Annotated in this window: 16 protein-coding genes; 3 read left to right on the top strand and 13 right to left on the bottom strand. The window is 64.6% G+C overall.

Annotated features, from left to right (window positions below):
• The 9 genes from ACFQU0_RS16455 to ACFQU0_RS16415 form a co-directional block, all read right to left on the bottom strand.
• The coding region (locus ACFQU0_RS16455; RefSeq protein ID WP_382202678.1) for a GTP-binding protein at positions 1–469 on the bottom strand (469 nt) is incomplete at its 3' end.
• A 138-nt stretch (positions 470–607) separates the two neighbouring features.
• Positions 608–2,710, bottom strand: coding sequence for an elongation factor G (gene fusA / locus ACFQU0_RS16450; RefSeq protein ID WP_382202676.1), 2,103 nt, complete (start codon positions 2,708–2,710; stop codon positions 608–610).
• A gap of 97 nt (positions 2,711–2,807) precedes the next feature.
• Positions 2,808–3,278: a 30S ribosomal protein S7 gene (rpsG, locus tag ACFQU0_RS16445; RefSeq protein ID WP_382202674.1), complete on the bottom strand. Its 471-nt coding sequence runs from the start codon at positions 3,276–3,278 to the stop codon at positions 2,808–2,810.
• A 156-nt stretch (positions 3,279–3,434) separates the two neighbouring features.
• A complete protein-coding gene (gene rpsL / locus ACFQU0_RS16440) occupies positions 3,435–3,812 on the bottom strand; it encodes a 30S ribosomal protein S12 (RefSeq protein WP_305334118.1) in 378 nt (125 codons plus the stop codon).
• A gap of 135 nt (positions 3,813–3,947) precedes the next feature.
• A complete protein-coding gene (locus ACFQU0_RS16435; RefSeq protein WP_382202708.1) occupies positions 3,948–5,093 on the bottom strand; it encodes a D-alanyl-D-alanine carboxypeptidase family protein in 1,146 nt (381 codons plus the stop codon).
• Between the two features lie 112 nt (positions 5,094–5,205).
• Positions 5,206–5,826, bottom strand: coding sequence for an alpha/beta hydrolase (locus tag ACFQU0_RS16430; protein WP_382202672.1), 621 nt, complete (start codon positions 5,824–5,826; stop codon positions 5,206–5,208).
• The gene (locus ACFQU0_RS16425; protein WP_382202671.1) at positions 5,823–6,176 is read right to left on the bottom strand and encodes a (2Fe-2S) ferredoxin domain-containing protein; all 354 of its coding nucleotides are present in this window, start codon (positions 6,174–6,176) and stop codon (positions 5,823–5,825) included. The genes ACFQU0_RS16430 and ACFQU0_RS16425 overlap by 4 nt, the downstream gene beginning before the upstream one ends.
• Positions 6,177–6,185: 9 nt before the next feature.
• Positions 6,186–7,301: a VanZ family protein gene (locus tag ACFQU0_RS16420; RefSeq protein ID WP_382202669.1), complete on the bottom strand. Its 1,116-nt coding sequence runs from the start codon at positions 7,299–7,301 to the stop codon at positions 6,186–6,188.
• A 5-nt stretch (positions 7,302–7,306) separates the two neighbouring features.
• Positions 7,307–7,735, bottom strand: a complete 429-nt coding sequence (locus ACFQU0_RS16415) for a CopD family protein (RefSeq protein WP_382202667.1) — start codon at positions 7,733–7,735, stop codon at positions 7,307–7,309.
• Positions 7,736–7,797: 62 nt separating this feature from the next.
• Here ACFQU0_RS16415 and ACFQU0_RS16410 point away from each other — a divergent pair, with 62 nt between their 5' ends.
• The 3 genes from ACFQU0_RS16410 (at position 7,798) to glcF (ending at position 10,462) form a co-directional block, all read left to right on the top strand.
• On the top strand, positions 7,798–8,022 hold the full coding sequence (locus ACFQU0_RS16410) for a hypothetical protein (RefSeq protein ID WP_382202666.1): 225 nt from the start codon (positions 7,798–7,800) through the stop codon (positions 8,020–8,022).
• 68 nt (positions 8,023–8,090) lie between these two features.
• A complete protein-coding gene (glcE, locus tag ACFQU0_RS16405; RefSeq protein WP_382202664.1) occupies positions 8,091–9,221 on the top strand; it encodes a glycolate oxidase subunit GlcE in 1,131 nt (376 codons plus the stop codon).
• A 2-nt stretch (positions 9,222–9,223) separates the two neighbouring features.
• On the top strand, positions 9,224–10,462 hold the full coding sequence (glcF, locus tag ACFQU0_RS16400) for a glycolate oxidase subunit GlcF (RefSeq protein WP_382202662.1): 1,239 nt from the start codon (positions 9,224–9,226) through the stop codon (positions 10,460–10,462).
• A 66-nt stretch (positions 10,463–10,528) separates the two neighbouring features.
• Here glcF and ACFQU0_RS16395 read toward each other — a convergent pair whose 3' ends face one another.
• The 4 genes from ACFQU0_RS16395 to ACFQU0_RS16380 form a co-directional block, all read right to left on the bottom strand.
• On the bottom strand, positions 10,529–10,825 hold the full coding sequence (locus ACFQU0_RS16395) for a cupin domain-containing protein (RefSeq protein WP_382202661.1): 297 nt from the start codon (positions 10,823–10,825) through the stop codon (positions 10,529–10,531).
• A gap of 41 nt (positions 10,826–10,866) precedes the next feature.
• Entirely contained in the window at positions 10,867–11,154 is a 288-nt protein-coding gene (locus ACFQU0_RS16390; RefSeq protein ID WP_382202659.1) for a DUF6506 family protein, read from the bottom strand.
• A 134-nt stretch (positions 11,155–11,288) separates the two neighbouring features.
• A complete protein-coding gene (gene fghA / locus ACFQU0_RS16385) occupies positions 11,289–12,149 on the bottom strand; it encodes an S-formylglutathione hydrolase (protein WP_382202657.1) in 861 nt (286 codons plus the stop codon).
• Between the two features lie 89 nt (positions 12,150–12,238).
• A partial coding sequence (locus ACFQU0_RS16380; protein ID WP_382202655.1) for a zinc-binding dehydrogenase occupies positions 12,239–12,767 on the bottom strand: 529 nt, incomplete at its 5' end.

Here is a 12,767-nt window from a genome sequence, read left to right as displayed (position 1 = left end):
GCTCGCGCACTTCCATTTCGACCAGCTCCAGCAGCTCGGCGTCGTCCACCATGTCGCACTTGTTCAGGAACACGATGATGTAGGGCACGCCCACCTGACGGGCCAGCAGGATGTGTTCACGGGTCTGGGGCATCGGGCCGTCAGCGGCCGAGCACACCAGGATGGCGCCGTCCATCTGGGCGGCACCGGTGATCATGTTCTTGACGTAGTCGGCGTGGCCGGGGCAGTCCACGTGAGCGTAGTGGCGGTTGGCCGTTTCGTACTCAACGTGGGCGGTGTTGATGGTGATGCCGCGGGCCTTTTCTTCCGGAGCCGCGTCGATCTGGTCGTAGGCCTTGGCCGCGCCACCGAACTTGGCTGCCAGCACGGTGGTGATGGCGGCGGTCAGGGTGGTCTTGCCGTGGTCAACGTGACCAATGGTGCCAACGTTCACGTGCGGCTTGGTCCGCTCGAATTTCTCTTTTGCCATTTCGATTACCTCAGTAAAAAGAACAATGCCCGTGTGGGTTTAACGTCTCCGACCCTGGCAGATCACGGGCAACCTGCCGACCGCACAAGCGGTGTCGAAGACAAAAAGAGTCCCGTACCCGAAGGCACGGGGAGAACCTTACTTGGCGCGCGCAGCCATGATGGCTTCAGCCACGTTGCGCGGTGCTTCGGAGTAGTGTTTGAACTCCATCGTGTAGGTGGCGCGGCCTTGGGTGGCCGAGCGCAGCGACGTGGAGTAGCCAAACATTTCCGACAGCGGCACTTCGGCCTTGATGGCCTTGCCGCCACCAATCATGTCTTCCATGCCCTGCACCATGCCACGGCGGCTGGACAAGTCACCCATCACGGTGCCGGCATAGTCTTCCGGCGTTTCCACTTCCACGGCCATCATCGGTTCCAGAATGACCGGCTGGGCCTTCTTGCAACCTTCCTTGAAACCGAAGATGGCGGCCATCTTGAACGCCAGTTCGTTCGAGTCCACATCGTGGTACGAACCAAAGTGCAGCGTGACCTTGACGTCCACCACGGGGTAGCCGGCCAGCACGCCGGTGGTCAGGGCTTCGATGACGCCCTTTTCCACGGCAGGGATGAATTCGCGCGGCACCACACCACCCTTGATGGCGTCCACGAACTCGAAGCCCTTGCCGGGTTCTTGCGGCTCGATCTTGAGCACAACGTGACCGTACTGGCCCTTACCACCGGACTGGCGCACGAACTTGCCTTCGGCAGCATCCACGGTGCCACGGATGGTTTCGCGGTAAGCCACCTGCGGCTTGCCCACGTTGGCTTCCACACCGAATTCGCGCTTCATGCGGTCGACGATGATTTCCAGGTGCAGCTCGCCCATGCCGGCGATGATGGTCTGGCCCGATTCTTCGTCGGTGCGCACGCGGAAGGACGGATCTTCGGCGGCCAGGCGGCTCAGCGCGATGCCCATCTTTTCCTGGTCGGCCTTGGTCTTGGGTTCCACGGCCTGTGCGATCACGGGCTCAGGGAACACCATGCGCTCCAGGGTGATGATGGCGGACGGATCGCACAGGGTTTCACCGGTGGTGACGTCCTTCAGACCCACGCAAGCAGCGATGTCGCCGGCGCGAATTTCTTCGACTTCCTGGCGGTTGTTGGCGTGCATCTGCACGATACGGCCAATGCGCTCCTTCTTGCCTTTGACCGCGTTGTACACGGTGTCGCCCTTTTTGAGCACGCCGGAGTACACACGCACGAAGGTGAGCTGACCCACAAACGGGTCGGTCATCAGCTTGAACGCCAGAGCGGACAGCTTCTCTTCGTCGTCGGCCTTGCGCGAGGTCGGCTCTTCGTCTTCGGTCGTGCCGCCCACGGGCGGGATGTCCACAGGCGAAGGCAGCAGTTCGATCACGGCGTCGAGCATGCGCTGCACACCCTTGTTCTTGAACGCGGTGCCACACAGCATGGGCTGGATTTCGCACGCCAGGGTGCGGGCGCGCAGACCGGCCGTGATTTCGGCTTCAGACAAGTCACCTTCTTCCAGGTACTTGTTCATCAGCTCTTCGGAGGCTTCGGCAGCCGCCTCGACCATCTTCTCGCGCCATTCCTTGGCCTGCTCGACCAGGTTGGCGGGGATGTCTTCGAAGGTGAACTTCATGCCCTGGGAAGCTTCGTCCCAGATGATGGCCTTCATCTTGCGCAGATCAACCACGCCGACGAAGTTGTCTTCGGCGCCGATGGGGATCACGATGGGCACGGGGTTGGCCTTCAGGCGCAGCTTCATGCCTTCGTAAACCTTGAAGAAGTTGGCACCGGTGCGGTCCATCTTGTTCACAAAGGCCAGACGCGGCACCTTGTACTTGTTGGCCTGGCGCCAGACGGTTTCCGACTGGGGCTGCACGCCACCCACGGCGCAGTACACCATGCAGGCGCCGTCCAGCACGCGCATGGAACGCTCCACCTCGATGGTGAAGTCCACGTGGCCGGGGGTGTCGATGATGTTGAAGCGGTGCTCTTCGAACGAGCGGTCCATGCCCTTCCAGAAGCAGGTGGTGGCAGCGGACGTGATGGTGATGCCGCGCTCTTGTTCCTGCTCCATCCAGTCCATGGTGGCCGCGCCATCGTGCACTTCACCGATCTTGTGGTTCACACCGGTGTAGAACAGGATGCGCTCGGTGGTGGTGGTTTTACCGGCGTCGATGTGGGCGGAAATACCGATATTGCGGTACCGCTCCAGGGGCGTAGTGCGTGCCATGAAAATTCTCCAAATTGATGCATTAAAGCCCGCTCCCCGATTGGGGTGGCGGGCTCGCTTCTGAGAGGCTAGCGGGTAAAGATGAAACCCGCGTGAATCAGAAGCGGAAGTGGCTGAACGCCTTGTTGGCTTCGGCCATGCGGTGCACTTCGTCACGCTTCTTCATGGCGCCGCCACGGCCTTCGTTGGCCTCGATCAGCTCGTTGGCCAGGCGCAGGGCCATGGACTTCTCGCCGCGCTTGCGGGCGGCTTCCTTGATCCAACGCATGGACAGGGCCAGGCGGCGGACGGGGCGCACTTCAACGGGCACCTGGTAGTTGGCACCACCCACGCGGCGGGACTTGACTTCCACCATGGGCTTGACGTTGTTGATGGCGGTGGTGAAGGCTTCCAGCGGGTCTTTGCCGGTTTTCTTCTCGATCTGCTCCAAGGCACCGTAGATGATGCGCTCGGCGACGGCCTTCTTGCCGCCTTCCATGATCACGTTCATGAACTTGGAGAGCTCGACGTTGCCGAACTTGGGATCCGGCAGGATTTCACGTTTAGGGACTTCGCGACGACGTGGCATGTTTACACCTCAAATTTGCTTCAGTTGGCGTCTTTTCAGACACCGCGAAAACCCAGCCAGGTTTTCACTTACTCGACCCGACGCCGACATGGCGTTTTGGGGTCACTACGTTCAACACGGCTTGCCGGCCGGCCGAACACCGAACAACAAGTCGAATTACTTCGCCTTGGGACGCTTGGCACCGTACTTGGAGCGCGACTGCTTGCGGTCTTTCACGCCTTGCAAGTCCAGCGAGCCACGGACGATGTGGTAACGCACACCAGGCAAGTCCTTCACACGACCGCCGCGCACCAGCACGACGCTGTGCTCTTGCAGGTTGTGGCCTTCACCGCCGATGTAGGAGATGACCTCAAAACCGTTGGTCAGGCGCACCTTGGCGACCTTACGCAGAGCGGAGTTGGGCTTCTTGGGGGTCGTGGTGTACACACGGGTGCACACGCCACGACGCTGAGGAGAGTTCTCCATGGCCGGGCTCTTGGATTTGGTCTTTTCGACCTCCCGGCCGTGGCGCACGAGTTGATTGATGGTTGGCATTGGAAACGTCCCTAAACGTTTGAAAAAAGCGAAAACGAAAAGCCCTTCGAAAATTTTCGAAAAGCCCGCTAATGTAGCACGGGGGGCCAAGCGGCGCAAGCCAGCCGCGCCACTGCCGGCACACAAAGCACAGATTTACTTGATCCAGAGGCGTATGGCGTCCCACGCCCGGCCCAGAACGCCGGCCTCTTCCACCGTCTCCAGCACCGTGAGGGGCACTTCGGTGACGGCCACGCCACCACCGGTGCTGACCTTGAGCGAGCCCAGCTTTTGGCCCTTTTGCAGCGGCGCCACCAGCGGGTCGGGGCGCACCACCTCGGTCTTGAGCTTGGAGCCCTCACCGGCCGGCACGCTCACCACAATGCCCTCGGGCACCCCCAAGCCAACGGTCGGGGCCTTGCCTTTCCACACAGCCGGCGTCACGGCCGGCTGGCCGGGCGCAAACAGGCGCACCGCCTCGTAGGCCGAAAAGCCCCAGTTCAACAGCTTCTGGCTTTCGGCCGCGCGGGCGTTTTCGCTCGCAGCCCCCAACACCACACTGATCAGGCGGCGTTGGCCGGCAGCGCCCTCGCCCAAGACGGGGAAGTTGCGGCGAGCGGTGGCCACGAGGCAATAGCCGGCCGCGTTGGTGAAACCTGTCTTGAGGCCATCAACACTCGGATCGCGGAACAGCAGCAGGTTGCGGTTGCTGTCGTTGGCCGTCGGCGTGCCGGCGTAGCGGTAGCGTTGGATGGCGTAGTAAGGAACGTAGTCCGGAAAGTCGCGCATGAGCCGCGTCGCCAGGGTCGCCAGGTCGCGCGCGGTGGTGGTGTGGCCGGCTTCGGTCAGGCCCTCCGGGTTGCGGTAGCTGGTGTTGGTCATGCCCAGCGCCTTGGCTTGCTCGTTCATGAGTTGCACAAACCGCTCCACCGAACCGGCCACCCCCTCGGCCAGAGCCACGGTGGCGTCGTTGCCCGATTGCACGATCATGCCCTTGAGCAGGTCTTCCACCGGCACCATCATCTTGGGGTCGATGAACATGCGCGAGCCAGGCATCTTCCAGGCCCGCTCACTCACGCCAAAGGTCTGCGTCAAGCTGATCTTCTTGGCCTTGAGGGCGTCGAACACCAGGTAGGCGGTCATCAGCTTGGTAAGGGACGCGGGCTCCACCTGCACATCGGCGTCCTTGGCGGCCAGCACCTGCTGGCTGGTCACGTCCAGCAGCAGGTAGGCGCGCGCGGCCACTTCGGGCGGCGTCAGGGCCTGGGCGCTGGCGCCCAGTGCCGCCAGGCCCAAACTCAGAGCGAACGTGGCCTGGCGAACGGTGCGCCACGAGGTGGCCGCCGACGAATCAGAAAAACGCAACACAGGGAATCCTCAGAAAACAAAAAATGAAGGCCAGACCGCGCCCGGCTCAGGCCCGCAGGTGGCGCACCACCAGCGAACGCAGCAGGGGCAGCTGACCATGAAAGAAGTGGCCGCCGCCGGGCACCACCGTCACCGGCAACACCTGGGGCCGCGCCCAGTCCATCACCGAGGCCAGCGGCACGGTGTCATCGGCCTCGCCATGAACGACCAGGGTGCGCTCGTGGAGTTCCGCCGCGATGGGCAACACATTGAAACGGCTGGCCGCCGTGCCAATGAGGGCGATCTTGTAGATGTCGCGCTGCGGCGCCAGCGCCGCCACCACGTGGGAGGTGACAAAAGCACCGAAGGAAAAGCCGGCCAGGCACAGCGGGCCCTGCGGCGCGAGCTGCTCGACCACCTGCAGCAGGTCGGCCGCTTCGCCCCGGCCTTCGTCGTGCACACCCGCGCTCTGGCCCACGCCACGGAAGTTGAAACGCAAGGTGCTCCAGCCACATTGAACGAAGGCACGCGCCAGGGTCTGCACCACTTTGTTGTCCATGGTGCCGCCAAACAGCGGGTGCGGGTGGGCGATGACGGCCACGCCGCACGCCTCGGGCGCCACGTCGCGCGCCACCTCGATGGCGCCAGCGGCGCCAGGAATCAGCAGCTTCTCGGTCTGAGCGTTCATCGACCGACGTCGTGGGGCGTGCGCAGCCGCTCGACCACCACGCCATCGCGCAGGTGCGAGCTGACGATCTCGTCGATGTCGGCCTCGTCCACAAAGGTGTACCAGGTGGCTTCGGGGTAAACCACAGCGATGGGGCCACCGGCGCAGCGGTCCAGGCAACCGGCCTTGTTGACCCGCACCTTGCCGGGGCCGGCCAGGCCCTGCGCCTTGACCTGGGCCTTGCAGCGGTCAAAGGCTTTTTGGGCGTTGTGGTCGGCGCAGCAGGCTTCGCCGTTGTCGCGCTGGTTCAGACAGAAAAAAATGTGGCGCTGGTAGTAGGAACCAGGCGGGGTGGATGCGGCATCGGACATCCGCGCATTTTAGTGAGGGCGCCCACGCCGAGAAGCCAAGACCACGCCGTAAGCCAACGCCAGATAGGGCCAGAGCCAGCCCAACCACTGGCTGAGCCCATGAAAGTGGCTGTAGCGGCTTTGCTCCCACAGCTGCAGCGACTGGTCCAGATAGGGGCTGTCGGGCGCCTGGTTGAGCAAGCCCAGCGAGAACGCCAACGCCAACAGCATCAACACCGCACAGGTGCGCCGGGGCAAACCCAGCGCCAGCAAGGCCAGCAGGGCCGCCGCCACGCCGCCGGCCACCACCTGTGGCACCAACCATGCCCAGGCGTGCGCGGGGCCGTAGGTGAGCCCGGCCGACACGCCCCCCACCCCAAAGGCGCCCACACAAAAAAACAGCCAGTACCACAGACGCTGCCGCAGCGTGGCCAACACGGCGTAGCCCAGCAGGCAAGGCACCAACAGGCTGAACGCCACACACACGGCGGTGCCCAGCGCGCTGAGCTCGCTCAGGGCCGGTGGCTGGGCCGGCAGCCAAGCGGCAAACGGCGTGTCCACCAAGGTTTCACCCAGCCACACCTCGACCCGCTGCCACACCTGCCCCAAGCCAAACGGCAGGGACGAGGGGTACAACAGCGCCGGCGGCCACAAGGCCAGCAACACCAGGGCACCACGCGAATCCGGCACAAACACACGCTGGCGGAAATCACTCCAGCGTGCGATGGCGCCCCCGTGCCCCAGCATCAGGGCCAACACCGCCCCCAACAAGGCGCCTGCAGCATTGAGCAGCCAGTCCACGTTGGACGGCACACGCTGGGGCAGGTAGCTTTGCACAGCCTCCAGGCCCAGGGACAACAGCGCCGGCAGCAGCGCGCCTGCCAGCAAGGCCAGCACCCGCGCGCCACGCCGCCAAGCCGCCCAGGTGATCAGAAAACCCAGCGGCATGTACCCGGCCAGGTTGGCCAGCACGTCCTTGAGCGTCCAGTACCGCGGCCAGGGCGCCCACAGGTAGTCCCACGGCGAAACCCCTTGGTCGCGCCAACTGTGGAAAGGGTAGAGGCTGGCGTACACCACCAAGGCCACGTACCACAGCGCCAGCAGCAGCGCAAAGCTGTGCTGACCGTCGTGGCGGTCGCTTGACATGGCCGTCAGAAGGGCTTGACCACCACCAGCACCACGGCGGCCACCAGCATCAGCACGGGCGCCTCGTTGAACCAGCGGTACCAGACGTGGCTGCGGCGGTCTTGGCCGGCCACAAACCCCTTGAGCATGCGTGCACACAGGTGGTGGTAGCCCACCACCAGCAACACGATCAGCAGCTTGGCGTGCATCCAGCCATTGCCCGGCCCCATGCCGATGCCATAGCCCAGCCACAGCCACAACCCCAAGCCCAGCGCCGGCACCGCCAGCAGGGTGGAGAAGCGCAACAACTTGCGCGCCATGGTGAGCAGGCGCTCGCGCTCTGCCACGCTCTCGGGTGGCACCATGGCCAGATTGACAAAGATGCGCGGCAAGTAGAACAGGCCGGCAAACCAGCTGGCCACAAAAACGATGTGAAAGGATTTGACCCAAAGCATCGGGGCAGTGTAGCCAAGCCGTGGCACCCGATCTACCATGGCGCTTCGATCAGGGAGAGAACATGAAACACGCCACTGAACTGGCCTGGCTGCTTGGCCTGGCCCTGCTTGTGTCCACCGCCCAGGCCCGCCAGGTCAAAGCCGAGGACAAACCCCGCCAGCGCACCGGCAGCGTGAAGGTCGTGCCCAGCAGCTCCGAGGAGAGCGACGCCACCCGCGCCAAACGCCTCAAACGCGAATGCCGCGGCCGGCCCAACGCCGGCGCCTGCCTCGGCCACGCGAGCTGAAATCCCGCGCGCGGGGGCACAAAAAATATCAAGCGCCAACAAAGGGCACGGTCGCTACCATTGCGGCCATGCAAGCTGCCACCCATCCCGCCCTGGCGCCGCTCGTCGAGTCGGTGCTGTCTGCGTCAGTCAGCCGCACGCCCCTGCGCGTGCGCGGTGGCGACACCAAAGCCTTCCACGGCGCGCCAGCGCACGGCCTGCCCGTGCTGAACACGCGCGACCTCAGCGGCGTGGTGGCCTACGAACCCACCGAACTGGTCATCACCGCCCTGGCCGGCACGCCTCTGGCGGAGATTGAAGCCTTGCTGGCTCAACACGGTCAGTGCCTGCCCTTCGAGCCGCCCCACTTCGGCCCCGGCGCCACCGTGGGCGGCATGGTGGCCGCCGGCCTGAGCGGCCCGGCGCGCGCCAGCGTGGGCGCCGTGCGCGACTATGTGCTCGGCGTGCAGGTGCTCAACGGCCGGGGCGAGTTGCTCACCTACGGCGGCCAGGTCATGAAAAACGTGGCGGGCTATGACGTCAGCCGCCTTCTGGCTGGCAGCTGGGGCACGCTGTGCCTGATCGTCGAGGTTTCGCTCAAGGTGCTGCCGGTGGCGCCCGCCGAAGCCACGCTGGTGTTTGAACTGCCACAGGCCCCAGCCCTGGCGCAGTTGCAGCGCTGGGGCGGCCTGCCGCTACCAATGAACGCCAGTTGCTGGGTGCACGATGACACCGCCTCACCGCCCAAAGACCTGCTGTTCGTACGCCTGCGCGGTGCCGTGGCCGCCGTGGAATCGGCTTGTGCCCGCATGTTGAACGACGTGCCGGGTCAGCGCATGGACAACACCCAGGCCGGCACCGACTGGGCCGATTGCCGCGACCAGCGCCTGCCCTTCTTCACCGCGCCCGCACCCGACGCGGCCCTGTGGCGCCTGAGCGTGGCACCGTCCGCGCCCGCGCTGGAGCTGCCGTGGTCGCAGTTCATCGAATGGCACGGTGGCCAGCGTTGGCTCTGGGCGCCCGTGGATGCGGCCGAGCGCCTGCGCGCCGCCGCCGCCCGCGCGGGCGGCCATGCCACGCTGTTCCGCCCGCCCATCAACGGCCTGCCAGCCGGCGTGCCACGCCGCACACCCACCACCGGCCCCCTGGCCCAGATCGAACAGCGCCTGCGCGAAGCCTTCGACCCGGCTGGCATCTTCAACGCAGGAAAGCTGGCCTGAGCATGCAAACCAACCTCTCCCCCGAGTTCAAAGGCACGCCCGACGGCCAAGCCGCCGAAGCCATCCTGCGCAAATGTGTGCACTGCGGCTTCTGCACCGCCACATGCCCCACTTACCAGTTGCTGGGCGACGAACTGGACGGCCCGCGCGGGCGCATCTACCTGATGAAGCAGGTGCTCGAAGGCGCCACGCCCACCCGCGCCACCCAGCAGCACCTGGACCGCTGCCTGACCTGCCGCAACTGCGAATCCACCTGCCCCAGCGGCGTGGACTACGGCCACCTGGTGGACATCGGCCGCAAGATCGTCGACGCCAAGGTGCCACGCCCGGCCGGTGAAAAGGCCGTGCGCTGGCTGCTGAAAGAAGGCCTGCCCTCGCCGCTGTTTGGCCCGGCCATGAAGCTGGGGCAACTGGTGCGCCCGCTGCTGCCGGCATCACTCAAGAACAAGGTGCCCGCTCGGCAGGACGCTGGCGCCTGGCCCACCCGCCAGCACACGCGCAAGGTATTGATGCTGTCCGGTTGTGTGCAGCCGGCCATGATGCCCAACATCAACAGCGCCACCGCCCGCGTGCTGGACGCTGCCGGCATCCAGACCATCGTCGAAGGCCAAGCCGGCTGCTGTGGCGCGGTCAAGTTCCACCTCAACGACCAGGACGGCGGCAAAGCCCAGATGCGCGCCAACATCGCCGCCTGGTGGCCACACGTCGAAGCGGAGGTTGAGGCCATCGTGATGAACGCCTCTGGTTGTGGTGTCACGGTCAAGGAATACGGCCACATCCTGCAAGACGAGCCTGAATGGGCAGCCAAGGCCGCGCGCATCAGCGAGCTGACAAAAGACCTGAGCGAACTGTTGCCCGAACTGGTGCCCGCGCTGCAAGGCAAGGTGAAGGCCAGCGCCAAACTCGCCTTCCACCCGCCCTGCACGCTGCAGCACGGCCAACAACTCAAAGGCGGCGTGGAACAGCACCTGGGCGCCCTGGGCTTTGACATCCAGGTCAACCGCGTTGAACCCCACCTGTGCTGCGGCTCGGCCGGCACCTACTCGGTGCTCAACCCCGAGATCAGCTACACCCTGCGCGACCGCAAGCTCGGCCACCTGGGCGAGTTGCAGGCCGGCACCATCGTCAGCGCCAACATCGGCTGCATCACCCACCTGCAAAGCGGCACCAACACGCCGGTGCGGCACTGGGTGGAGGTGCTGGACGCAGCGATATCACCTTCGCCCTCAAGCCTTTCGTGATGACCAGCAGTCGCCTCCAGACAAGCGAAGCTCGTAGACGACTGGCCAGTTGCGCACGTGACCTGCTCACTGATCGACAATGACCAAAGTCCCACAGCTGCCCGCAGCCACTGCATGAGGCTGCCCAGCGGGAACCAAGAACACCTCACCCGCTTGCACGCAAATGGCTTGCCCGTCGATATCGAGGTTCATGTGACCCTCCAGCACAAGCAAAGCCTCCACAAAGTCGTGCACTTCGCTTGGATATGAGGAAGCGTCCATCCGCAAAACCTTGACGTTTGCGCCACCAGCCTTGCCAATGATTTTGGACTGCCAGGAAGAGGGAAGCGCAAGAGCTTCCCGGGCGATATTCACCGTGTTCATCGTCGGGGCGTCGCGCGGTGGCACGAGCGCGCTTGCGCTTTTCACTGCGCAAACAACCTGTACATGGCATCAATGGATTCCGGACCATAGGCGACCACACCTACTGGCACCTTGTAGTCGATGGCCTCGATCACCTTGCCTGCCCAAACGGGGCTGAAACCGCCGCACAACTCGATGAGTTGAATGCCCTCCGCGACCATGTCTTTCGCGGCCGCGATACCTTCACTTGGCTCGCGCACGCCCACCACCTTCATGGAAAAATTGTCTGTCCCCTGGTACTGGACGAACCGGTCGCCGGTAACGATAAATCCGAACTTGGTCAGCGCCATGTGAGTGTCTCCCTGAATGATTGCCTGCCTGAAACAGGCTGCCCATCCTACAAGGGACAGCCAGCGCAGCACGCACACGCTTCGTCAAGTTTTGCAAGAACCCACTGGGCGCTTTCAGTCGGCGCTGGCCTGATTCAGGCCAGCCGCTCGGCGTGGTGCCGAAGGTGGTCGGCCATGAAGGTCTGGATGAAGTAATAACCGTGGTCGTAGCCGGCGTGGCGGCGCAGCGTGAGCGGCTGGCCCGCCTGGGCGCACGCGGCTTCGAACAGCTCGGGCTTGAGTTGTTCCACCAGGAATTTGTCGGCCAGGCCTTGGTCGATGAGGATGCCGTTGGCGTACGGCGCGGATGTCTGCTGCGCCATCAGCGCGCTGGCGTCGTGGGCGGCCCAGGTGCCTTCGTCCTGCCCCAGGTAACCGGTGAAGGCGTTGTGCCCCCAGGGGCATTGTGTGGGGGCAGAAATGGGCGCAAAGGCCGACACGCTTTTGAACACGCCGGGGTGGCGCAGCGCGAGCGTGAGCGCGCCGTGACCGCCCATGGAGTGGCCGAACAGGCCCAGGCGCTGACCGTCCAGACCAAACTGCGCTGTCACGCCGGGCAGCAGTTCCTTGACGATGTAACTCTCCATGCACCAGTGGCCGGACCAGGGCATTTCGGTGGCGTCCAGGTAAAAGCCGGCGCCCACACCAAATTCCCAGTGGTGGTCTTCGCCCACAATGCCGGCACCGCGCGGGCTGGTGTCGGGCGTGAGGATGACCAGGCCCAGTTCGGCCGCCTGGCGTTGTGCGCCGGCCTTGATGGCGAAGGTTTCTTCGGTACAGGTCAGACCGGCCAGGTAGGTGAGCAGCGGCACGGCCTGCCCGGCCAGCGCCTGCGGCGGTAGGAACAGGCCGAAGCGCATGGGCAAACCGATTTCGGCCGAGCTGTGTTTGTAGAAACGCTGCACGCCACCGAAGCAGGCGTGTTCGCTGATCAGTTCCAGGTTGTCCAGCGACATGTCAGTGCCGCCCGGCCGCCCGAAGGCACTGACGCTTCCCCCTGGGGGGCAGCGATACGCGAAGCGATGAGCGTGGGGGCAGTTTCATTTCAGAACTCGACAACGGTGCGGATGGACTCGCCGGCCTTCATGAGGTCAAAGCCCTCGTTGATGCGCGACAGCGGCAGCTTGTGGGTGATCAGGTCGTCGATGTTGATCTTGCCGTCCATGTACCAGTCCACGATCTTGGGCACGTCGGTGCGCCCGCGCGCACCCCCAAAGGCCGAGCCTTCCCACTTGCGCCCCGTCACCAACTGGAACGGCCGGGTGCTGATCTCGGCACCCGCCTCCGCCACGCCGATGATGATGCTGCGGCCCCAGCCTTTGTGTGTGCATTCCAGCGCGTCGCGCATCACCTTGGTGTTGCCGATGCACTCGAAGCTGTAGTCGGCGCCGCCGTCGGTGAGCTGAACGATCGCATCCACCAGGTTGGCGTGCTCTTTGGGGTTGATGAAGTGCGTCATGCCGAACTTGCGCGCCATGGCTTCGCGTGCGGGGTTCAGGTCCACACCAATGATCTTGTCGGCCCCCACCATCTTGGCGCCCTGGATCACGTTCAGGCCGATGCCGCCCAGGCCG

The organism is Hydrogenophaga defluvii (assembly GCF_042665235.1).
GTDB classification, from domain to species: Bacteria; Pseudomonadota; Gammaproteobacteria; order Burkholderiales; family Burkholderiaceae_C; genus Hydrogenophaga; species Hydrogenophaga defluvii_A.
This window is presented reverse-complemented; position numbering and strand designations above follow the sequence as displayed.

Coding starts and splice junctions, on each gene's coding strand:
- ACFQU0_RS16415 (WP_382202667.1), bottom strand. CDS start 7,735: ATGCTTTGGGTCAAATCCTTTCACATCGTTTTTGTGGCCAGCTGGTTT.
- rpsG (WP_382202674.1), bottom strand. CDS start 3,278: ATGCCACGTCGTCGCGAAGTCCCTAAACGTGAAATCCTGCCGGATCCC.
- ACFQU0_RS16420 (WP_382202669.1), bottom strand. CDS start 7,301: ATGTCAAGCGACCGCCACGACGGTCAGCACAGCTTTGCGCTGCTGCTG.
- ACFQU0_RS16430 (WP_382202672.1), bottom strand. CDS start 5,826: ATGAACGCTCAGACCGAGAAGCTGCTGATTCCTGGCGCCGCTGGCGCC.
- fghA (WP_382202657.1), bottom strand. CDS start 12,149: ATGTCGCTGGACAACCTGGAACTGATCAGCGAACACGCCTGCTTCGGT.
- ACFQU0_RS16390 (WP_382202659.1), bottom strand. CDS start 11,154: ATGGCGCTGACCAAGTTCGGATTTATCGTTACCGGCGACCGGTTCGTC.
- ACFQU0_RS16395 (WP_382202661.1), bottom strand. CDS start 10,825: ATGAACACGGTGAATATCGCCCGGGAAGCTCTTGCGCTTCCCTCTTCC.
- rpsL (WP_305334118.1), bottom strand. CDS start 3,812: ATGCCAACCATCAATCAACTCGTGCGCCACGGCCGGGAGGTCGAAAAG.
- fusA (WP_382202676.1), bottom strand. CDS start 2,710: ATGGCACGCACTACGCCCCTGGAGCGGTACCGCAATATCGGTATTTCC.
- ACFQU0_RS16410 (WP_382202666.1), top strand. CDS start 7,798: ATGAAACACGCCACTGAACTGGCCTGGCTGCTTGGCCTGGCCCTGCTT.
- glcE (WP_382202664.1), top strand. CDS start 8,091: ATGCAAGCTGCCACCCATCCCGCCCTGGCGCCGCTCGTCGAGTCGGTG.
- ACFQU0_RS16425 (WP_382202671.1), bottom strand. CDS start 6,176: ATGTCCGATGCCGCATCCACCCCGCCTGGTTCCTACTACCAGCGCCAC.
- glcF (WP_382202662.1), top strand. CDS start 9,224: ATGCAAACCAACCTCTCCCCCGAGTTCAAAGGCACGCCCGACGGCCAA.